The 20,257-nt window shown below is 36.4% G+C and carries 22 protein-coding genes and 1 pseudogene; 13 read left to right on the forward strand and 10 right to left on the reverse strand.

The features are described from left to right. Nucleotides 1–204: 204 nt before the first annotated feature. The 9 genes from ABES02_RS24920 to ABES02_RS24960 all read left to right on the forward strand — a co-directional run bounded on the left by ABES02_RS24920 (nt 205) and on the right by ABES02_RS24960 (nt 8,346). Nucleotides 205–1,548: a hypothetical protein gene (locus ABES02_RS24920; RefSeq protein ID WP_430140469.1), complete on the forward strand. Its 1,344-nt coding sequence runs from the start codon at nt 205–207 to the stop codon at nt 1,546–1,548. Between the two features lie 8 nt (nt 1,549–1,556). After that, the gene (gene corA, locus ABES02_RS24925; RefSeq protein ID WP_430140470.1) at nt 1,557–2,507 is read left to right on the forward strand and encodes a magnesium/cobalt transporter CorA; all 951 of its coding nucleotides are present in this window, start codon (nt 1,557–1,559) and stop codon (nt 2,505–2,507) included. A 79-nt stretch (nt 2,508–2,586) separates the two neighbouring features. Then, nucleotides 2,587–3,609 (forward strand): M42 family metallopeptidase, encoded by a 1,023-nt coding sequence (locus tag ABES02_RS24930; protein WP_430140526.1) that lies wholly within the window; start codon nt 2,587–2,589, stop codon nt 3,607–3,609. 155 nt (nt 3,610–3,764) lie between these two features. Further along, nucleotides 3,765–3,914 (forward strand): teichoic acid D-Ala incorporation-associated protein DltX, encoded by a 150-nt coding sequence (dltX, locus tag ABES02_RS24935; protein WP_430140471.1) that lies wholly within the window; start codon nt 3,765–3,767, stop codon nt 3,912–3,914. A 17-nt stretch (nt 3,915–3,931) separates the two neighbouring features. Further along, entirely contained in the window at nt 3,932–5,449 is a 1,518-nt protein-coding gene (dltA, locus tag ABES02_RS24940; RefSeq protein WP_430140472.1) for a D-alanine--poly(phosphoribitol) ligase subunit DltA, read from the forward strand. Further along, the gene (gene dltB / locus ABES02_RS24945) at nt 5,446–6,612 is read left to right on the forward strand and encodes a D-alanyl-lipoteichoic acid biosynthesis protein DltB (protein ID WP_430140473.1); all 1,167 of its coding nucleotides are present in this window, start codon (nt 5,446–5,448) and stop codon (nt 6,610–6,612) included. Before dltA ends, dltB begins: the two co-directional genes overlap by 4 nt. A gap of 5 nt (nt 6,613–6,617) precedes the next feature. Continuing rightward, nucleotides 6,618–6,854 carry a D-alanine--poly(phosphoribitol) ligase subunit 2 gene (gene dltC / locus ABES02_RS24950; protein WP_430140474.1) on the forward strand — a complete coding sequence of 79 codons (237 nt, stop codon included), beginning with the start codon at nt 6,618–6,620 and terminating at the stop codon, nt 6,852–6,854. Continuing rightward, on the forward strand, nt 6,851–8,053 hold the full coding sequence (gene dltD, locus ABES02_RS24955) for a D-alanyl-lipoteichoic acid biosynthesis protein DltD (RefSeq protein WP_430140475.1): 1,203 nt from the start codon (nt 6,851–6,853) through the stop codon (nt 8,051–8,053). The genes dltC and dltD overlap by 4 nt, the downstream gene beginning before the upstream one ends. Nucleotides 8,054–8,130: 77 nt before the next feature. Continuing rightward, nucleotides 8,131–8,346, forward strand: coding sequence for a twin-arginine translocase TatA/TatE family subunit (locus tag ABES02_RS24960; RefSeq protein ID WP_430140476.1), 216 nt, complete (start codon nt 8,131–8,133; stop codon nt 8,344–8,346). Nucleotides 8,347–8,384: 38 nt separating this feature from the next. Here ABES02_RS24960 and ABES02_RS24965 read toward each other — a convergent pair whose 3' ends face one another. After that, nucleotides 8,385–8,510, reverse strand: coding sequence for a hypothetical protein (locus ABES02_RS24965; protein WP_430140477.1), 126 nt, complete (start codon nt 8,508–8,510; stop codon nt 8,385–8,387). A gap of 219 nt (nt 8,511–8,729) precedes the next feature. On the opposite strand from ABES02_RS24965, the gene ABES02_RS24970 reads away from it, so the two are divergent. Then, entirely contained in the window at nt 8,730–9,140 is a 411-nt protein-coding gene (locus tag ABES02_RS24970) for a hypothetical protein (protein ID WP_430140478.1), read from the forward strand. A 51-nt stretch (nt 9,141–9,191) separates the two neighbouring features. Here ABES02_RS24970 and ABES02_RS24975 read toward each other — a convergent pair whose 3' ends face one another. Next, entirely contained in the window at nt 9,192–9,740 is a 549-nt protein-coding gene (locus ABES02_RS24975) for a hypothetical protein (protein ID WP_430140479.1), read from the reverse strand. Between the two features lie 291 nt (nt 9,741–10,031). Here ABES02_RS24975 and ABES02_RS24980 point away from each other — a divergent pair. Next, nucleotides 10,032–11,219, forward strand: a pseudogene (locus tag ABES02_RS24980) (NAD(P)/FAD-dependent oxidoreductase). A gap of 188 nt (nt 11,220–11,407) precedes the next feature. On the opposite strand, the gene ABES02_RS24985 reads toward ABES02_RS24980, so the two are convergent. From ABES02_RS24985 to hmpA, 7 genes are all read right to left on the reverse strand, one after another. Continuing rightward, complete coding sequence (locus ABES02_RS24985) at nt 11,408–12,355, reverse strand: phosphotransferase (RefSeq protein ID WP_430140480.1); 948 nt, start codon at nt 12,353–12,355, stop codon at nt 11,408–11,410. 26 nt (nt 12,356–12,381) lie between these two features. Further along, nucleotides 12,382–12,750: a VOC family protein gene (locus tag ABES02_RS24990; protein WP_430140481.1), complete on the reverse strand. Its 369-nt coding sequence runs from the start codon at nt 12,748–12,750 to the stop codon at nt 12,382–12,384. Nucleotides 12,751–12,864: 114 nt separating this feature from the next. Continuing rightward, nucleotides 12,865–13,845, reverse strand: coding sequence for an ABC transporter permease (locus ABES02_RS24995; protein ID WP_430140482.1), 981 nt, complete (start codon nt 13,843–13,845; stop codon nt 12,865–12,867). Further along, nucleotides 13,838–14,752, reverse strand: a complete 915-nt coding sequence (locus ABES02_RS25000) for an ABC transporter ATP-binding protein (RefSeq protein ID WP_430140483.1) — start codon at nt 14,750–14,752, stop codon at nt 13,838–13,840. Before ABES02_RS25000 ends, ABES02_RS24995 begins: the two co-directional genes overlap by 8 nt. 13 nt (nt 14,753–14,765) lie before the next feature. Then, the gene (locus tag ABES02_RS25005) at nt 14,766–15,542 is read right to left on the reverse strand and encodes an SGNH/GDSL hydrolase family protein (RefSeq protein ID WP_430140484.1); all 777 of its coding nucleotides are present in this window, start codon (nt 15,540–15,542) and stop codon (nt 14,766–14,768) included. A 150-nt stretch (nt 15,543–15,692) separates the two neighbouring features. Next, nucleotides 15,693–16,313, reverse strand: a complete 621-nt coding sequence (locus ABES02_RS25010; protein WP_430140485.1) for a DedA family protein — start codon at nt 16,311–16,313, stop codon at nt 15,693–15,695. 138 nt (nt 16,314–16,451) lie between these two features. Continuing rightward, nucleotides 16,452–17,666, reverse strand: a complete 1,215-nt coding sequence (gene hmpA, locus ABES02_RS25015) for an NO-inducible flavohemoprotein (protein ID WP_430140486.1) — start codon at nt 17,664–17,666, stop codon at nt 16,452–16,454. A 244-nt stretch (nt 17,667–17,910) separates the two neighbouring features. Here hmpA and ABES02_RS25020 point away from each other — a divergent pair, with 244 nt between their 5' ends. Next, a complete protein-coding gene (locus ABES02_RS25020) occupies nt 17,911–18,759 on the forward strand; it encodes a DegV family protein (RefSeq protein WP_430140487.1) in 849 nt (282 codons plus the stop codon). Nucleotides 18,760–18,841: 82 nt separating this feature from the next. After that, on the forward strand, nt 18,842–19,429 hold the full coding sequence (locus tag ABES02_RS25025) for a YdcF family protein (protein WP_430140488.1): 588 nt from the start codon (nt 18,842–18,844) through the stop codon (nt 19,427–19,429). 57 nt (nt 19,430–19,486) lie between these two features. On the opposite strand, the gene ABES02_RS25030 is transcribed toward ABES02_RS25025, so the two are convergent. Then, nucleotides 19,487–20,047, reverse strand: coding sequence for a GNAT family N-acetyltransferase (locus ABES02_RS25030; protein WP_430140489.1), 561 nt, complete (start codon nt 20,045–20,047; stop codon nt 19,487–19,489). Nucleotides 20,048–20,257 lie beyond the last annotated feature (210 nt).

The following is a 20,257-nucleotide window of genomic DNA, read 5'->3' on the forward strand; positions in this document are numbered from 1 at the left end:
CAGTTTTGGAGTGCCTCATTTTTTCATTCAATTAATCCTGTATCCTTTAATGCTTCTTTGGTGGACTGTATTTTATTCAATGGCATGTCCTTACCCCTAACTAACTACTTTCGTCATAATTTCCCTCAAAGATGGAATTTTATTCTAATATTTCGGGAATGTTGTTTTTAGGTACCTTTATATAGTTGAAAGGAAAAATATTGAATGAAGCAAACCGATAGAAACAAAAAACACGTATCAGCGGCACTTTTTCATTTTATTCTGCCTATTTCATATAAGGGAGAAACATTTAAAAACTTAATCTTGTTTCTACAAGAGAATCAATTCACCCGATACATATTATCCAAATCACAAAATGAATCAGGATATTATGGAACTTATCAAGTCTCTCACGATGATATGGAGACCTTTTTCCTCCCGTTAACATCTCAATATCTTTTCCCTGCATCTGAGGATGAAATAGGATTCCAAAGATATACCAAAGGATTTAGCTTGAATCGGTTGTTGATAGCAGACCATTTAAATATTCCATTTAAAATCCATTCTATAGATTTGATCATCTGTCCCTATGAGCTTGGATTTATTACAGTGCGAGCAGAAATAAATGATATCCCTTTTTCACATGCTTTAGAGTTTGCAAATAGTTTTCGGAGGAAAAATTTTGAGGACTTGCTTCCAGATTTATCGGCTTTTGTTGATTGGGATTCTCCTCCCCCTTTTTTCGAGCCTAACAAAATGCAGATTCAATCTCTCATTCATTTAACAAATGATGAGTCCATTGATGAAATCGATCTTTTCCGTTCCATTACATTATGTAATGGCGACCTAGGTAATAATGAATATATAATCAATTACGTAAATGAACACAGCTATAACCGATGGGCTCCAAATACATATATAGGTCTAAATGACCACTGTTTTACTTTTCTATCAAATAACGGCTTAGACACAAAAGCCAAGAACTTTTTCGGGGAATTTTACTATCTGCAACTTATCCATCTTTTTAATAAATTGGTTTTCTTAAAAATTGCCTATAACTATTCAGCTATTCACATCGAGAAGGATTACAATGCTATTGAAAAATTGATCTACTTTATTAATTCATTTACCTCCAATTTTTTCTTTATTGAATATCCGGCAAAAATAGAAGGCCAAGAACTCTTTAAACTATTTAAAAAAGCCTATAATGTTGACGAGTTGTATACCAACACAAAAGAAACTCTCTTTAGTTTATTTAAATATGAAGAAAATTCTGTGACGAAAAAAGACAGTATGCTCCTTTTAGTTTTAACAATTTATACTGTTATCTGTGGGATTTTCAGCATCAATCTATTTACAAAGGATTTAGCTGGAAAAATAAATTGGTCCCATTTTAAGCACTATAATCCTTTCGAATATTTCGCAGTCTTTATAGTCTTTAGTGGTATAATCGTGGTAGCGATTCTAGGAATCCAAAGTCTATTTCAAGTGTTTCAAGAGCGAAAAAATAAAAAACAATGGGATGAACAAGCTGTGCTTTCATCTAAGATTCCCAAAAATAGAAATTAGGAGTTATTATGTTACGAACGATAGCAATAAGTAAAAAAAATGAGCTAATCAAGGATTTAGACATGATGAAAGTCATTTCGGGAGATTTTAAGTGGTTTTGGATTGACTTTGATCAGCCCACTGAGGAAGAAGTTGAATTACTCAGAGACCCACTTTCCTTTCACCCATTAGCAATTGAAGATTGTATCCATCGTTTACAAAGGCCAAAGCTGGATTATTATGGAGATTATGCCTTTTTTGTTACCCAGGCACTCAACCAAGAAACATTGATAAGGGAAGAAGTCAATTTCTTTTTAAGTGGTCAGTATATCGTTACGTTTCATCATAAGCCATCAAATGAAATAAACGACGTTTGGAATCGAATCCATTCGGCCACTAATCATAAAAAGTGGGATCCTTCTCACGTTCTATATAATGTCATTGATAAAATGGTGGACAACTATTTTCCACTCGTCTATCAAATTGAGGATCGTTTAAGCGAGATTGATGAGAACTCGAAAGGAAGGTCGATGGAAGTATTATTAGAAGATTTATTTGATATACGACACCATCTCCTTTCATTACGGCATACCATAACACCCATGCGCGATCTAATTTATCGGATATTAAATTCGCAGCGGATGACGGATATTCAAGGGAAATTGGTGTACTTCTCTGATATTCATGACCATCTTCTTAAATTGGCGGAGATGATCGAAGCCAATCGCGAACTGACAACTGATATTCGGGATAGTTACATTTCGCTCAACTCTCACCAAACGAACCATGTTATGAAGGTGCTTACTGTTATTACCACTATCTTTATGCCAATGACATTTATTGTGGGTTTGTATGGAATGAATTTTCGCTATATGCCAGGATTAACCTGGAAATATGGTTTTTTCACCACTATTGCAGTCATGATTCTAGTTGCGATTGGGATGTCAATGTGGTTCAAGAAAAAAGGCTGGTTTAAATAACACAAAAATTTGATAATTAGGATGGATGTAAATTCAGAAAGGGGAACATTCTGTGCCAAATACGAAAACATCAGAAACCATGAAATTATTAACCGACTTAGTTTCTATTCCAAGCCCGTCCGGTAATACAAACAAAGTCATTACTTTTGTAGAAAAATTCCTCTCAGAGCTGCAAATTGAGACGAAAAGAAACCGCAAAGGTGGATTAATTGCTACGATTGAAGGTAGGGATCAAAGCCGCCAACGTATGTTGACCGCTCACGTGGATACACTCGGTGCAATGGTAAAAGAAATAAAATCAAATGGCAGACTCAAAATTGACCTAATTGGCGGATTTAAGTTCAACTCTATTGAAGGAGAATACTGTCAAATAGAAACAAGCAGCGGCAAAAAATATACTGGGACCATTTTGATGCACCAGACGTCTGTCCACGTCTATAAGGATGCTGGTAAGGCAGAGCGCAATCAGGATAATATGGAGATCCGGATTGACGAAAAAGTACATAATGCAGCCGATATTCGGGCACTCGGGATTGAAGTTGGCGACTTCGTTTCCTTTGATCCGCGCGTAGAAGTAACGCCAAGTGGATTTATTAAATCCCGCCATTTAGATGATAAGGCAAGCGTCGCCATCCTGCTTCAATTAATCAAGCAGATAAAAGCTGAAAATATATCACTACCATATACCACGCATTTCCTCATTTCGAACAATGAAGAGATTGGTTATGGAGGCAACTCCAATATTACCCCAGAAACTATTGAATATTTAGCCGTGGATATGGGTGCGATGGGCGATGGGCAATCGACAGATGAGTACACCGTTTCTATCTGTGTAAAGGATGCAAGCGGACCTTACCATTATGGATTAAGGAAAAACCTAGTGGGTCTTGCAGAGGCAAATAATATTGAATATAAATTGGATATTTATCCGTTTTATGGCTCCGATGCTTCTGCAGCTATCCGAGCTGGACATGATATTGTCCATGGACTGATTGGACCTGGAATCGATTCATCCCATGCCTTTGAACGCACTCATGAATCATCACTTGAAAATACAGCTAAGCTTTTGTTCCATTACATCCAATCGGATTTAGTTCTTTAAATATCCCAAAAGGCCAAGTGTCACAACTTGGCCTTTTTTTATTTATTTTTATAAATTGATAACTTAAATTTAATTCTTTTCTCATTTGTTTTTAATGCAACAAAATCAAAACGGAATTATGATATGTAAGTCAGTGGGAAAAAAGGGGGAATACCATGTTTCAAAGTTTTAAAGCATTCATGACAAATCAAAAGGTAAAGTGGTTCGCCCGCTTTTTCTATTATTTACTGATCCTTCTTTTATTATTTTTTATGTACGGTTTTAATGATGCAAGTGCCGGTGCTTATATATACAACGACTTTTAATGTGAGGTAGTTAAACCATGAAAATATTAAACACCATTAGAGACCTTGCTCGAACACAGCCAGAAACCTTAGCCTATATTTCTCCAAAAACGGAAATCACCTATTCCGAGCTTTGGAGATATTCAGAACAGGTAGCTACTAATCTATTTAATCAAGATCTTAAAAGACATTCACCGATATTGATTTATGGTCACATGGAAGCTTCTATGATTATTTCCTTCTTAGGATGTGTAAAGTTAGGTCATCCCTATATCCCGATAGATACATCCATTCCAATGGACCGTGTGGTAAATATCATTAACAATGCCGATGTAGAATTGGTCATCAATTGTTCTGGGCAAGAGATGGACTTGGATATTTCTGCTCTTTCTATCGTATCTTTCGAAGAAATTCAGTTGCTTCAACCAGCGGTACAGCAAATTGATTCGACAAACTGGGTAAACGGCGATGATAATTTTTATATCATTTATACGTCAGGCAGCACTGGGAACCCAAAGGGAGTTCAAATTTCTGCGGATAATTTAGATAGCTTTGTGAATTGGATGACAAATGATTTTCCGATTCATGGACCTCATCGTTTTTTAAATCAAGCACCATACTCTTTTGACCTATCAGTAATGGATATTTACCCTGCCCTTGTCAGCGGCGGAACCATTTTTGCGATCACAAAAGAAATGATTGCAAAACCGAAACTATTATTTGAAGCATTAAACCATTCTAAAACGGAAATTTGGACCTCCACTCCCTCTTTTGTACAGATGTGTTTAATGGATCCTTCCTTTAATGAGGATTTACTGCCAGAGCTTGCAGTGTTCTTATTTTGTGGAGAAATACTCCCTGTTGACATTTGTCGGCAATTACTGGAGCGGTTTCCCAAGGCAAGAATATTTAACACTTATGGACCGACAGAGGCGACTGTAGCCGTTACATCGGTTGAAGTAACAGCTGAAATGTTGGATTCCATTCCATTTCTACCAATTGGCAAACCGAAAAATGATACGCAGCTATTATTTTTAGATGAACATGGAGAGGAAGTTCAAACAGGTGCACTCGGTGAAATGGTTATTATCGGTCCAAGTGTCAGTAAAGGATATCTTGGTCAGCCTGAACTAACCGAAAGAGCTTTTTTTGAATATAAAGGCCAACAAGCATACCGTACCGGAGATTCCGGCTGTAGAGATAATTCAGGCCAAATTTTTTATAAAGGCCGGATTGATTTTCAAATCAAACTGCATGGCTACCGAATGGAATTAGAAGAGATTGAATACCAGATTGCCAAATCAACATTTGTGAAAACAGCTGCTGTCATTCCTATTTATCAAAAGGATAGAATTGAATATTTACTGGCAGCGATAATCCCTAACAAACATGAATTTGAAAAAGAATACCAGTTAACGAGTGCGATAAAAAAAGAGATTGGCGAGTTCCTTCCGGCTTATATGATTCCAAGAAAGTTTTCGTATCAAAAAGAGCTTCCAATCACGTCTAATGGAAAAATGGATCGGAAGGCCATTAAGGAAATGGTGTTGAAATGACACCATATGGTTCATTCACATTCTTTTTCATCCTAATCATACTTTTGGCTCCAACAGTTGTTCTAGGTTTAAGAGGAAAAAGATTTCACACCTATAATATGATTGCAACAATCATCGCACTTGGTCTAATCTTCTCTTCCTCTCTTCAACAGGCTGTTGCCTTGATAGTATTTACCATTTGGCAGGTTGTTTTAATTAAAGCTTATTTAGCTTATCGAAGAAATTCTAATAGCAATGGAATTTTTTATGGAGTTGTTTTTTTATCGATTCTTCCCTTGGTTGTTTCGAAGGTGTTGCCATATTTATCAAATGTGAACCTAATTGGATTTCTAGGAATTTCTTACCTTACTTTTAAAGGTACTCAAATCATTATGGAGATAAGAGATGGCCTTATTAAAAAGGAACTGCCGCTGTTTCAGTTACTATATTTTATTTTGTTCTTCCCGACCATTTCATCTGGACCAATTGATCGATATCGCCGTTTTGAAAAGGAATTAGAAACTCAAATAAAGGGAGACCAGTATAAGCAGCTACTTTACGACGGTATTAACAAAATCTTTCGCGGGTTTTTATATAAATATATTATTGGTTATTCGATAAATCATTTTTTTATTGCTAATCTGAGATTTATCGAACATAGCCATTTCCAGCATCACCTCTATTATATGTATGCGTATAGCCTATATCTCTTTTTTGATTTTGCAGGGTATAGTGCTTTTGCGATTGGTGTCAGCTATATCATGGGAGTTAAAGCGCCAGAGAATTTTAATAAACCCTTCATCAGCAGGAATATTAAGGACTTCTGGAACCGCTGGCATTTGAGTCTCTCCTTTTGGTTTCGAGATTATGTATACATGCGGTTTGTCTTTTGGATGACAAAGAAAAAATGGATAAAAAACCGTAATCTCGTATCAAATCTCGGCTATATTTTACTTTTTCTAATCATGGGAATCTGGCATGGTCTTGAAATTCAATATATTCTCTACGGAATTTATCATGCCTTACTCATGGTTTTATATAATTCGTTCGAACGATTTAATAAAAAACATAAATGGTGGCCAAATAATAAATTTACCCATGTGGCGGCCATTATTATCACTTTTCATTTCATTTGCTTTGGATTTTATATTTTCTCAGGACAATTATTTCAAAAGGGAGTTTGATCACCATGGAATTTAAAAATGAAGTCATCACATTACTAGCGGAAATCTGTCAGGACGATATTGTAAAAGAGAACCCAGATATTGATTTATTTACTTCAGGATTATTGGATTCTTTTGGTACAGTCGACTTACTTGTTCAAGCTGAAGAAAGGTTCAATATTCTTGTTCCGATTACGGAATTTGATCGTGATGTTTGGAACACACCAAATAACATTGCCAATCAATTGGCTGATAGAAGATGAAAAAACCTTTATTTTCACCGATCTTAATAGCTTTTCTTGTATTGGCTATCATAATCGCAATACCAAATAAATGGATAGAGAAGTTCATTCCGAAAACAAGAGTCACCCAGGCGGCTACGGAATTAAATCCATTTATGTTTCAAGGCAAGTATATTCAGCAGAATATGCTCGAGAATCAGCATTATTTGCCAATCTATGGTTCATCTGAGCTAGCAAGACTGGATCGATTCCATCCAGCCAACTACTTTAAGGAAACGAAGGAAGGATTTACACCCTTTCTTGTTGGCCGTGGTGGAACAGAATCCTTGATTCATTTGTTAAATTTCGCGGAACATACGAAAGATCTAAAGGGAAAAAAACTTGTTTTTGTCTTGTCTCCGCAATGGTTTCAACCAAGAGGAACTGATGAATCTCATTTTGTTCCCAATTATTCTTCCTTACAGGGGTATGATTTTGCTCTTAATCAAACGATCGATCCAGTAATTAAGAAAAAAGCGATAATGCGATTGCTTACTTTTTCACCCATTGAGAATGATCCCATTCTATCTACCTTATTAAAAGCTGAAATGACAAATGATACTATGACAAAACGTGAGGCTGCTCTTTTGCGTCCCTTAGCAATAGCCTATCGTAATTTACTGATAAAAAAGGATCTTTATTATACGCTAGCAGGAGGAATTTCTCATAAACGGGATATAAACGCAAAAGTTCGAGATAAGTCTTGGGGCCAATTAGAAGTTCAAGCAGAAAAAATGGGAGTCCACAATTCCACCAATAACCATTTTTATATCAATAACTATCAGTACAACAAAATAAAAAAAATGGTCCCTTCATTGAGGAATTCGAAGGTTGACGCCTCTTATGGTGTATCCCCTGAGTATAGCGATTTTCAACTTGTCCTGGATTTACTGAAGGAATCTGGGGCAAAACCTTTGTTTATATCAGTACCAGTAAATGGCACATGGTATGATTATACTGGGTTTCCCTTGCAAGGGAGGAAGTCTTATTACACACGTATAAAGAATCAAATTGAATCAGAAGGTTTTCAAATTGCCGATTTCTCGAACCATGAATATGACCCCTATTTCATGAAGGATACGATTCATATAGGTTGGAAAGGCTGGGTCTATACAGATAAAGCTATAAAAGACTTTTATGATGGGAAAAATGCTGACAATGAAGTAGCCCAAGTAAAATAGTAATAATACTAGAATAGTTTTAGTAAAACAGTTATAATAGTCAGGACAATTACCACTCATCGCTAGGAGATGGAATCATGTTTTCAAATATTGGTGTACCGGGATTAATTTTGATTTTAGTCGTTGCTCTGGTCATCTTTGGACCTAATAAGCTTCCAGAAATTGGACGCGCGTTCGGCAAATCGATTCGTGAGTTTAAGAAAGCAACAGAGGGAATCGCTGACGATATCAAAGAAGAAATAAAAGCAGATATTAAAGAAGTGGAACAAGAAAAGATTGATTTAAAAAAATAATCTCAATTAAAAAACATCCCCTAAGGGATGTTTTTTTTTTATTTTCGGGATTTCTCTGCCATTGCTTGGAATTGATTCATTAGCTTTTGTCTGGATTTTTTATTTCGAAGTAAATAGGCTGCGCCTAAACCAACTGTTGCCATCATTAATTTTTTTCTATCCATTTTATTTCCTCCTCCTATATGTATCTTTTTTAAAATTCCCTTTTGATCATAAATTAATATCTGAAATTATTTACATTTTTTTCAATATTTCGCATTACTAATATTTACGAACTAGGTATTTTGTTGTATTCTAAAAATACATAATAATAGAATTTTCAGAAAAATATACAACTAGAATTCACATCCTTGCTCCTCATTATATATAAAGAAGGTGTTAAGGTGTATTTACACATTATTATCGCGATTAGTTGTTGGTTAGCTGGTGTTTTGATTCCCTCGTTACCTGAAAAATATATGGTCACATTCATGCTGATGGGGTTTGTTGCCCTTCTCCTCTTTTTTAAAGATGCAATTGGATATGTTAACAAACAATTTCTCATTCAAGTGGAAGAAGCAGAAAATGAATCCGAGACAGATCTCCATTCTTTTCAAGGAAAATTCATGATGATTCGTGATGAAGATTCACCATTTTCAGATGAATTCACCTATCTTATTTTTCAGAATGGACAAAGCGAAGTCCCTTTATTTTGCCGAAACCTTAGAATTATCCAAAAAGCCGCCATGGCAAATAACGAATTAATTGTTTATTATAAGAATAATATTCTCGTTAAGGTCGAAGAAATTGAATAAACACAGAAAAAAGCCAATTCGCGTGAATTGGCTTTTTTGTCTGTTTGAAGCTTATTTTTTCAATAAATCTTTTATTTTTTGGTTATGTTCCTTACTTTGTTGTAACAGTTGGTTTAGTAGTGCTGCCGCCTGTTTGTTATCCTTTTTCTCTACTGCAAGCTCTAATTCATGGAACGTTTTCCAGTGTCCCATCTCTTTACCGCCGTGTGCCTGTTTGATGAATTCCTCTTTTGTTATTTTTCCTTCATCAAATTTCTTCTTAAGATCTTGCATTTTTGCCATCTTTTCATTTTTCCATTGCTCACGTTTTTTGGCATTTTCAGGGCTCATCCATTGAGTATGCAGTGCTTTTCTTTCCTCAAGAACCTTTGTCCATTCAGCTTTCTTTTCTGGTGTATATTGGTTTACCCAAGCTACAAGTTTTTGCTCTCTTTCCTGCATCTGGGCTTTCCAATCTCTGTGCATGTGATGATGTTTACCCTCTTGGCAGTCACATGGGGCGTTTTCCTTCTGGTCAACCGGTGTATGTTCATGAGCTGCTGCTAGACCAGGAACAGACAATAGTAAACCCAAGGACAAACTTAACAATTTTAATTTCATACGTATCGCCTTCCTCACTTTTATAATTAGAAGAATAAACCAGTTTTATATCGGCACGGAATTATGTTGCCCAGTTTCACAAAAAAAATTTACCAATTTGACAAAATTTTAGTGAATATTGACTTGAGTATTTTATGAAAGTGTCGTATTCTATAAACATAGAAGGTATGTGAAATGTTTCACATAAAATATAGGGCGTTAGCTCTATTTTTTAAAAGTTGTTATGTGAATTGTTTCACAATTAAATCATAGATAAAGCCTCATAAAAGGGAAGTCAGGAGTCAATTAAAGATGAATAAACCAAAAATTGTAATCTTAGGTGCCGGATACGGCGGAATCATTACAAGTAAAAAATTAGAGAAGCTACTTACATCTGGAGAAGCGGATGTTACCCTCATAAATAAACATGATTATCATTATGTGACAACACAACTACATAAAATTAGTGCAAGAACTGCAGCAGACCGCCAAATTGCCATGTCAATCCCAGAACTTATTGACCAGCAAAAAACTTATTTTAAGAAAGGCACTGTTTCTTCCATCGATATTAACAACCAGGAGATTCACCTTGAAGGTGGGGATACTGTTGAATATGATTACTTATAAGTAGCATTAGGGTTCGAAGTTGAAACGTTTGGAATTCCTGGTATAAAAGAAAATGCATTTGAAATTAGAAGCTTTAGGAGTTCTAAGGCCATTTACCATCAAATTATTAAGCAATTTAGTCTATATAAAGAAGATCAAGACCCTTCCCGCCTAACCTTTGTTGTGGCAGGGGGCGGCTTTACAGGAATTGAAATGCTTGGAGAACTAGCTGATGGTCTTCCAAAGCTATGTAAAGAGCATAATGTCCCATTTGAGAAAGTTAAAATTGTTGCAATTGAAGCAGCACCATCTGTAATTCCTTTTTTTTCCAAGGAATCTGTTCAATATACAACTGAAGTTCTAGAAAGAATGAATGTGGAACTGCACATGTCAACCAAAATTTTAGAATGTACTCCTGAAAAGGTCATTTTAGAAAACAACTTGGAGGTTCCGACCAGGATCCTAATCTGGTCATGCGGGGTGAAAGGGAACTCTATCATTCAGAATTGTGGATTGCCAATTGTTAAAGGCAAAGTCCCTGTAGACCGCTTCCTTCGTGTTAAAAACATGCAAAACATCTTTAGTATTGGAGATTGCTCTTTATTCATGAAGGATGAAAAGTCTGCATTACCTCCTACCGCACAGGTCGCCATACAAGAAGCCGACGTTTGCGCAAAAAATATCGCAGCCACTCTAAGAGGTCAAAATTTAATGCCATTTGAGTATCACCACAAGGGTTCAGTCGCTTCCATTGGAACGAAGGCAGCTGTCGGTAAAGTAGGTAACCTCAGACTTTCCGGTTTATTTGCAGCCTTTATGAAACAGGTCATTGAAGCTCGCTACCTCTTTAATCTTGGTGGTCCCGCTCTATTATTAAGCAGCATTTTGGAGTAAACCGTGAACCTGTAAAGGTTACAGCAAAACATAATTAATTTCGATTTTGATCCAGGGCAGCGGACTTCCCCCTTCCCATGTTCAGCTGCCTTTTGATTAGAATATATCCTAAGTAAATGTCATACCTTAAATCCCCCAATTTAAGGAGAACAGCCCCATTCCTAATTTTATGGATTGGGGCTGTTTGTTTAATAAATGGGAAAAAGGATTTTAGCCAACTCTTTAAAATTTCTAGCTTTATTAGCTTTATAGTTTTGTGACGTAAAATAATTAACATCACTAAAACGATGGAGAATGGTATAGGTCATTAATTTTTTTTGGAAAGTATCGGTTAATTGATAATTTTGAAGTCCATATGACTCTAAGAAATGTTGGATAAGTGATTGATTACTATTAAACATAAATAGGATTGGTCCTAACAAGTCATAATCAGCATCACCCAAGAAACAATCTGCAAAATCGATGACACCAGTAAGCTTCCAATTCCCATCCCTTTTGTTTACCAGTAAGTTAAACGGTGTATATTCTCCTGTAAGCAGTTTTTTAGCAGGATCCGTGTTAATATATTTCTGTTCCACATATCTTTCTAAATCTGCGAGCAAAGATTCCTTTACCCCCAATTCTTGGTGGTATGTCTTCATATTTTTATATTGATTCTGGATGAAATCCTTCCAATCTATTTGCAAGTTTTTTAATCCAACAATCGGAACTTCATGAAATTCTTTTATCGTCTTACCTAAATCTATACTAAGATTCGTTTTTTCTTCATTGGTTAACTGATCCCATATATCAATTAACAGCTCTCCCTTAAGCTGTGTCATGATTAAAAAATTCCAGCCTTGAAAGCTGCCAAAATTAACGAGTCGTGGCGTTTCGACAAGTTTTATTTTTCCTTCGAGATTAGTCAACACTTCCAATTCCCTGGTGAATTGTCCATTTTGATGCTTGGGATACAGCTTGATAACATATTGACTTCCACCGAAGCTATAGACGATATTCGCTCCATAATGAAATCTTTTGATGTCACTTGGTGAGAATTCTTCTTGGATAAGTATTTCCTTTATGATTGAATCCCAAAAGGAGTCAGCCCCTTTAATGGATCCATATTGTTGAATACTAATCTCCGATAATAGCATTAAAAATCTCTACGTAAATTTGACTTTTATACCCACTCTAAAAATTCTATACGGTTGCCAAACGGGTCATGGACATGAATCCGATTAGCTCCTGGAAGATTATCATCTGCTGTAAAATCGACATGCTTTTCTTTAAGACGTACCTTTAATTCCTCAATATTTTCAACTACAAAAGCAGGATGGGCTTTTTTAGCAGGAGAGAATGGCTCCTCCACTCCAATGTGAATTTGGAACGTACCGAATTCAAACCAAACCCCGCCACGTTTTTTTAATTCCTCGGGTTTTTCCACCTCAATTAAGCCAAGAACCTCTCCAAAAAATTCCCTTGCTGCTTCCTCACATCCTCTAGGTCCGGCAAGCTGTACATGGTCGATTTTTTTAATAACAAACGGCATAATGACCCCTCCAATTCTTCATGAATACTCTTTTATTTTATAAAATTAATAATTTTCTATCAAATATTAGTTAAAGAAAAAACTATCCCCGCCCTGAACGGAAATAGTCTTTTCTTAATAGACATCTTTTTTGGTAAAAACCCAAAACGATACGAATAAGGCGACTGCCCACCAAACGAACAGAACCATCATTGAGAATGAAAGATTCATTCCTTCGATGGGTGGTGCTGTGCCTTTCATATAATCAGTCAACCTTAAATTAACCATAAAAAAATATTTAGCTGATTCCCATGAAGAAACCATATTGCTTAAAATCGCACCTGAAATTAAAGCGGCTAACATGACACCCATTCCAGCGGCTGTACTGCGAATCAAAACAGAAAGCATAAAGGATAATGTCCCTACTACAATGGCAACGAACCAGACAAGTCCAAAATCCATCAATAAAAATTTCCACAGACTTAAGAGCTTTACATCAGTTGTACTTAAACCCGTATCGGTTACATTAAATCCGGTTAAAATCGGGGCTCCCCAGCCCTTATAGCCAAACACCACTCCAGAAATGGCATAAGACAAGATTCCAGAAATGGCAATGACTAAGGACACCGCCAAGCAAAGGGTTATATATTTACTTAATAGCACTTTCCACCGTTTTACCGGCCTGGTTAATAACAATTTAATCGAGCCAAGGCTGTGTTCTGAAGAAACCAAATCACTGGCAATCACCATCACCATCAAAGGTATAAATAAATCAATCGAGCTCTCTAGAAAAATTCTCATGAATGTAGGAGCGCCAGGTTCAGCAGGATTGATGTCGTGATCCAGGTAGTATTGCTGCTGTTGTAACGAAATTTGTAATTGTTTCTTCCATTCATCTGAAATTCGGCTGCTGCTTAAGCGGTTCGTTGTATCTACGATTTGCTGTTGTAAAATCGTGCGCCAATCACTTGTCCCTAATTTTTCGCGCTGCGTTTGAACCTGCTTATACTGGGCATATGTAAATAACATAACAAGAACACCTATGATGATGGCAATGACGATCAGGCGTTTTTTTGCAATCAACTTCATCATTTCATTTTGTATCAATTTATTCAATCGTATCACCCCCTGTTAATTCGAGGAATAAGTCTTCGAGGACAGGCATTTTTCGATTGAACTCAATGACAGAAACTCCTGCTTCTACAAGCTTTCTATTCCATTCGGGAGTCTTACGTTCATCGAATTCCGTTAAAATGGAGCCATCTTCTTTAACTTCTATCGATGTTAATGAACGTAAAACTTGCTTTCCTTTTTCCAACGGCTGCACATGCCAAACCACTCTTTCTCGATTGGCAAGCAGCTGCTGAACCGTATCAACCCGAATAATGGTTCCTTTTGAAATTATAGCAACCCGGTCACATAGTAGTTGAATTTCACTTAATAAATGGCTGGATACAAGAACACTTAAACCCTCCTCAACAGCCAGAAATCGGATAAACTGTCTCATTTCACGTATTCCCGCAGGGTCTAAACCATTTGTTGGTTCATCGAGAATTAAGACTTTGGGCTGCCCGAGGAGTGCCTGTGCAATTCCTAGTCTCTGTCTCATCCCCAATGAGTAAGTTTTCACTTTATCATGAATTCTTTCAGTTAAACCTACTAATTCTGTTACTTCCATAATTCGCTCTTCCCCAACGCCTTCTAGCATTCGAGCAAAATGAAGAAGGTTATTATAACCTGATAAATAGGGATAAAGTTCAGGATTTTCCACGATACAGCCTAGGCTTGACATCGCCTCTTTGAAATGATTTTCAATATTGTTGCCACAAATTTGGATACTGCCAGAGGTGGGTTTTATTAATCCGACAAGCATTCTGATAGTGGTTGTTTTTCCAGCACCATTAGGTCCCAAGAAGCCAAATACTTCCCCTTCACGTAAATCAAAAGTCAAACCCTTAATTATCTCTCTTTTACCAATCACTTTTTTTAAATCCTTTACAGATAATGTAATTTTTTTCTCCACTAGATTCCTCTCCTTACCAGGTGAGCAATGAGGCGACTCGTTCAGCTATTAAACGGTACCCTTTTGAATTTGGATGAAACTTGTCTGAATAAAGATAATCATTTACCTTTAGTTCAAATAAATCAAATGTAGGGACAAACACGATTTTTGGAAATGCTGCACTGACCTCTGCACTGTCATAATTCCAATGACGAACGACCTTAGACATTTCTTTTCCCTGTTCTAACTCTATAAAGGGATTGTATAACCCAATAAAAAACACATTTGCGTTGCTATTGTTTTTCCGTATCTGTTCGAAAATAAACTTTAAATTATCAAGATACTTTTTTTCGATTGTAGCGATGTTTCCTGCATTAAAATCGATTAATCCCTGTCCGCCTCTAAACAGATCGTTTCCGCCAATCGTTACTAACACCATATCCGCTTTTTGAATTTGCCTTTGTATTTCCTTTTGCTCGACTTGCTTCCTGAGTTGGTCTGATCTTTGCCCATTAATACCTAGATTGGTTAATTGAACAGGACGCTTTGTTTTTCCCTTAATTTCATCAATTAAGTCTCCGACGTAACCCTTACCTGTCTCGTCCCCCGTTCCTCTAGTGAGCGAATCTCCTAAAGCTACGATTGTTAATCCTTTTTTGTTTTCAACCTTCTTTGAAACGGTATTTGTCTCCGGAACCGTCTCCGGTTTCCCAGCATAGTAATCTCCCACTGCCCAGCCAAGCCCGATAAGCCAGATGAGGCAAAATAATACTGAAATGACAGTGATGGAGCGTATGACATTTTTATTCAAAAAACTCATCCTTTCTGGCCTTTTCTATTATTTAATCACAGTTGTCCAGCGAATCAAACTTTCATGACCTCCATGATTGAAAGTTCAATATTTATTAACATTTTAAAAATAAAAGGAACCCACATATGGATTCCAAATTGAATAAACTGATCATTTTACCTGCTTTGTTCCAGTTTTAAGGTTTCTTACTTGTAGTTTTTTTAATAAATATAGCCCGACTAATATTAAACCTATAATAAGACAAGACAATATTAAATATTTCTTCATCATACCGTGAAAGATTATCTCCCAATTCGGACCGAGCATTTTCCCTAACAAAATGAAGGAAGATACCCAAAGAAATGAGCCCAGAAATAAATAAATAGAAAATACTCGAAAAGGCAACCGTGTGATTCCTAAAAAGTAGCCTGTGATATGTCTAACCACTGGGATAAAAAAGACAATAATTAAAAGCTTGTTCCCATATTTATTAAACCATAATGACGTGGATTGAATCTTTTCTGGTCGAAAACGTAGCTGTGGACCATATTTTTCAAAGAAAGGCATTCCTAGCTTTGCTCCAATAAAATAGGTAATGATCATTCCAACTACACAACCAGAGGTAGCAGCAATGATGCAGCCTATCCAGTTTAGTTGTCCCTGAAAAGCAAGAAATCCGGCATAGCCCATCATTGCTTCCATTGGGACAGGGAGTGCAATAATGCCAAGTACTAATGAGAGAAATAGGACGAGGTATCCATATTCGTTCATAAAGGATAGTAAAATCGCCAAGTTCCATTCCACCTCTTCCTATGTCATTTTTATATTTATAATGATATTTTATCCATTTTTCGCTTATATAGTAATCAGATACCTTTTTTCCTTATGAAAAATGCCGATTTCCTGATTGGAAACCGGCAACCCTATCTATTATTTTTCTAAATCTCCCTTTGGTCCAAAGAATTCATAATGAATTCTTTCATCATTTACCCCTAAATCTTTTAAGAAGCCATTAATAGCTTTCATAAATGGTATTGGACCACAGAAATAAAAATCAGCATTTTCAATTGCAACTTTGTCTTTTAACCATTCTCGGGTTACATATCCTTCCACATCGAAGCATTTGTTCTTACGATCTTCTTCTGTCGGTGAATCATAGAAGAAATAGGAAGTTACGTTATCAAGCTGAGCCAACTCTTCTACTTCATCCCTAAGTGCATGGACATTGCCATTTGCTGCGGCATGGACGAAGGTAACCTTGCGTTCAGGTTGAATCTCGACCACGGTTTTAAGCATGCTCATCATCGGCGTTAATCCGACTCCGCCGCTTAAAAATACAACTGGTGTTGTTTTATTGGTATCGAGGATAAAATCACCTGCAGGAGCACTTACCTTTAAAATGTCCCCTTCTTTTACTTCATCATGTAAGTAATTAGAAACCATACCATCAGGACATTGAAGACCAGATTCACGCTTTACACTAATTCGATAGTAATCTTTACCTGGTGCATCTGAAAGGCTGTATTGACGAATGTGTGTAAACTTCTCGCCTTCAATTTCTAACTTAATACTGATATACTGCCCAGGAATAAAGTCCGCAATTTCTTTTTTATCTTCTGGTTTTAAGTAAAATGAAGTAATAACGTCACTTTCGATTACTTTCCGGTCTACCACGAAGTTACGGAAGTCTTCCCAACCGCCTTTCTGGTTTTCGGCTTCATCGTACATTTCTGCCTCAACACTAATAAAGGCATCCGCAATGATGTTATAGGCTTGGGCCCATGCATCAATAATTTCATCCGTTGCCGCATCACCTAACACATCTTTAATCGCTAATAAAAGATGTTTTCCGACGATCGGATACTGCTCTGGCTTAATTCCAAGACTTCTATGCTTATGAGCAATTTGTTTAACAACTGGAAGAATCGCTTCAAGGTTATCAATATACATGGCAGCAGCATAAACCGTTCCAGCAAGTGCCTTTTGCTGTCTGCCCTGTTTTTGGTTGGCATGGTTAAAAATGTTTAATAATTCAGGATGATTTCCAAACATTAGCTGATAAAAGCGAGTTGTGATTTTTTCTCCGTGTTGTTCTAATACCGGTACTGTTGATTTAATAATTTCAATGGTTTTTTTGTCTAGCACTATAAACACTCCTTACTTATTTTCCCTATATCCATAGTGATTATATGGATAAATTCACAGCGACTAAGTGATTCAAATCACACTTTATAATCTTTAAGTAATTTTCGAAAAGATATTTCACAAAAAGTTCACTTTTAGCTATGACAAATGTAACTAGTCATATCGTGACCATTTTTATAACGTTAAATCAAGTAGAAGTTTAGGAATTAATAAATCGGATAAACCATTGAAGGATGAGTATTATATGAAGAAAGCCAAAATTGCATGGATCACCGACACAACTGCATCATTAAGTAAAGAATTTATTGAGCAACATCAAATCCACGTCATCCCATTGCACGTAGTGATTAATGACGAATTTTATAAGGAGACAATCGATATCTCCGAACAGGAATTTTATGATCGAATGAAAAATGAGGACGGGAAGTTTCAATCATCTCAGCCCTCCATTAATGATTTTGTAGAACTGTATCATAAATTAAAGGAAGATTATGATTTTGGAATCGCCATCCATGCCTCAAGTACTTTAACTGGTACTTATCAATCATCTGTTATGGCAGCTGGAATGGAAGATTTTGAATTGTATGCGATTGATTCACAAATTGGTTCTTATCCACTTTCCTTTTTAATCAAAAGAGGTATTGAACTGGTGGGGCAGGGGTTGGATGTTAACGAAGTGATCGCCAATTTAAATGATTATCGTAAGGACAGTCGATTATATTTAGTACCTTCCAATTTAGATCAACTTCACAAAAGCGGGCGAGTATCTGGCGGTCAAAAATTATTAGCATCTCTATTCAATATCAAGCCAATTTTAGCCATTGAAGACGGGGCTGCAACAATAAAAGATAAAGTTCGCACTGACAAGAAATCCCTAGCCTGGCTAGTTAATAAATTAAAAGAAGACCTAGAAACAAAAACAGTTCGAAAGGTAGCCATTGTACTTGCCAACGATCTACAAAGGGCTGAAGAACTTGATAAAATGGTCAAAGACACCTTTCCTAATATAGATACAGAAATATTAATGCTCATTACAGTTGCAGGAGTGCATACGGGTGTAGGTACACTGGGACTTTCGTGGGTTTGTGAGTAAAGGACTGATATTCACAGTCCTTTTTCTTATTTATCTTGTATAATAATTTATATTAGATAAAAAAAGAAATGGATTTGAATCGATGAAAAAGAAGAAAAGTGGGTTTTTATTGATTGGAGTTTTTATAGCTTTTGGACTTATTTATGTTGGATTTTTACAATTTAAAATCAGTCAATATAGCAATATGGAAGCACCTAAGAATGCAGATTATTTGATTGTCCTAGGGGCAAGAGTTAAAGGGACTGTTCCTTCACAGGCATTCGCCAGCAGAATAGATGCCGCTGCTAATTATTTAAAGGAAAACAAGAATACGATTGTTATTGCTTCAGGGGGACAAGGTCCAGGAGAGCAGATTTCAGAAGCGGAATCGATTAAAAGGGAATTAGTTAAACAAAATATTAGTGAATCTAGGATTATATTAGAAGATCATTCCACTGATACTTATGAAAATATTCGTTTTTCTAAAAAGCTTATTCCAAAGGATGCAAAGAATGGTGTGGTGGTAACGAATACTTTTCACATCTACCGAGCAGTCTCAATAGCTAATAAGCAAGGCCTAGATTTACAGGGACTTCCGGCAAAAACTCCATGGACGGCCGTATTGAAATCGTATTCGCGCGAATATTTGGCGATTACGAAATTCTATTTGAAAACCTACATACTAGATTAAGTGATAAATAAGATGTAAAAGAGTACCCGAAAAATGAAGGGCACTCTTTTTATATGCCTATTTTACTTTAGAATAGACACAGGTATCTCTTAATTCATTTTGGTCTGCCGATTTGGAATCATTTTTCAAAATACCCTCTAATGTGAATCCTAATTTTTCAGGGATCGCACTGCTTTTGGTATTTTTTGAATCGCAGCGGATTTCAACGCGTCTAGCATTTAGCTTTTCAAAAGCAAATTCCGTTATTGCCTGAACTGCTTCTGTTATGTACCCTTTTCCACTTTGACGCGAATCTATCCAATACCCAATCTCAAATTTTGGAACATCCCAGTTGATTCTATGCAGTCCGGATGAGCCAATAAATTTGCCTGTTTCTTTATCAAAAAGATGCAAGCGTAAGTCTTCTCTTGTTAGAAATTTTGCATGGGCATCCCTCATATTCGCCTCAACATCGTGCTCAGTTTGCTCATGATGTGCCCAAGGCATCCATGGTTTCAGTTCCTCTAATGAAGCTTGCATCGCTTCGTAAACAGCAGAGCCGTCACCAGGCATTGGCTTGCGGATTATCAATCTCTCTGTGTAAAATTCTTCTGGAAAATCAATAAGTATAGGTTTCATTCGTTTAGCCCTCCTCCTAAATATTTTTAATTCGCTATAAATTTGGGTATTCCTTTTTTCGAAAAGCGATTCGCCGATATATATGCTAGATTCGCCGATAAAATGAAAAATTCGCCGATAAACCGGTCAGATTCGCCGATAAACTCCAAAAATTCGCCGATAAAAATATTCACTGGCATCTTGCGGCTTATTTTCAAAGCATATTTCTAT

Origin of the sequence: Neobacillus pocheonensis (genome assembly GCF_050477905.1) — a bacterium.
GTDB lineage: Bacteria > Bacillota > Bacilli > Bacillales > Cytobacillaceae > Neobacillus > Neobacillus pocheonensis_A.

Coding starts and splice junctions, on each gene's coding strand:
- ABES02_RS24920 (WP_430140469.1), top strand. CDS start 205: ATGAAGCAAACCGATAGAAACAAAAAACACGTATCAGCGGCACTTTTT.
- corA (WP_430140470.1), top strand. CDS start 1,557: ATGTTACGAACGATAGCAATAAGTAAAAAAAATGAGCTAATCAAGGAT.
- ABES02_RS24930 (WP_430140526.1), top strand. CDS start 2,587: ATGAAATTATTAACCGACTTAGTTTCTATTCCAAGCCCGTCCGGTAAT.
- dltX (WP_430140471.1), top strand. CDS start 3,765: ATGTTTCAAAGTTTTAAAGCATTCATGACAAATCAAAAGGTAAAGTGG.
- dltA (WP_430140472.1), top strand. CDS start 3,932: ATGAAAATATTAAACACCATTAGAGACCTTGCTCGAACACAGCCAGAA.
- dltB (WP_430140473.1), top strand. CDS start 5,446: ATGACACCATATGGTTCATTCACATTCTTTTTCATCCTAATCATACTT.
- dltC (WP_430140474.1), top strand. CDS start 6,618: ATGGAATTTAAAAATGAAGTCATCACATTACTAGCGGAAATCTGTCAG.
- dltD (WP_430140475.1), top strand. CDS start 6,851: ATGAAAAAACCTTTATTTTCACCGATCTTAATAGCTTTTCTTGTATTG.
- ABES02_RS24960 (WP_430140476.1), top strand. CDS start 8,131: ATGTTTTCAAATATTGGTGTACCGGGATTAATTTTGATTTTAGTCGTT.
- ABES02_RS24965 (WP_430140477.1), bottom strand. CDS start 8,510: ATGGATAGAAAAAAATTAATGATGGCAACAGTTGGTTTAGGCGCAGCC.
- ABES02_RS24975 (WP_430140479.1), bottom strand. CDS start 9,740: ATGAAATTAAAATTGTTAAGTTTGTCCTTGGGTTTACTATTGTCTGTT.
- ABES02_RS24985 (WP_430140480.1), bottom strand. CDS start 12,355: ATGCTATTATCGGAGATTAGTATTCAACAATATGGATCCATTAAAGGG.
- ABES02_RS24990 (WP_430140481.1), bottom strand. CDS start 12,750: ATGCCGTTTGTTATTAAAAAAATCGACCATGTACAGCTTGCCGGACCT.
- ABES02_RS25020 (WP_430140487.1), top strand. CDS start 17,911: ATGAAGAAAGCCAAAATTGCATGGATCACCGACACAACTGCATCATTA.
- ABES02_RS25025 (WP_430140488.1), top strand. CDS start 18,842: ATGAAAAAGAAGAAAAGTGGGTTTTTATTGATTGGAGTTTTTATAGCT.
- ABES02_RS25030 (WP_430140489.1), bottom strand. CDS start 20,047: ATGAAACCTATACTTATTGATTTTCCAGAAGAATTTTACACAGAGAGA.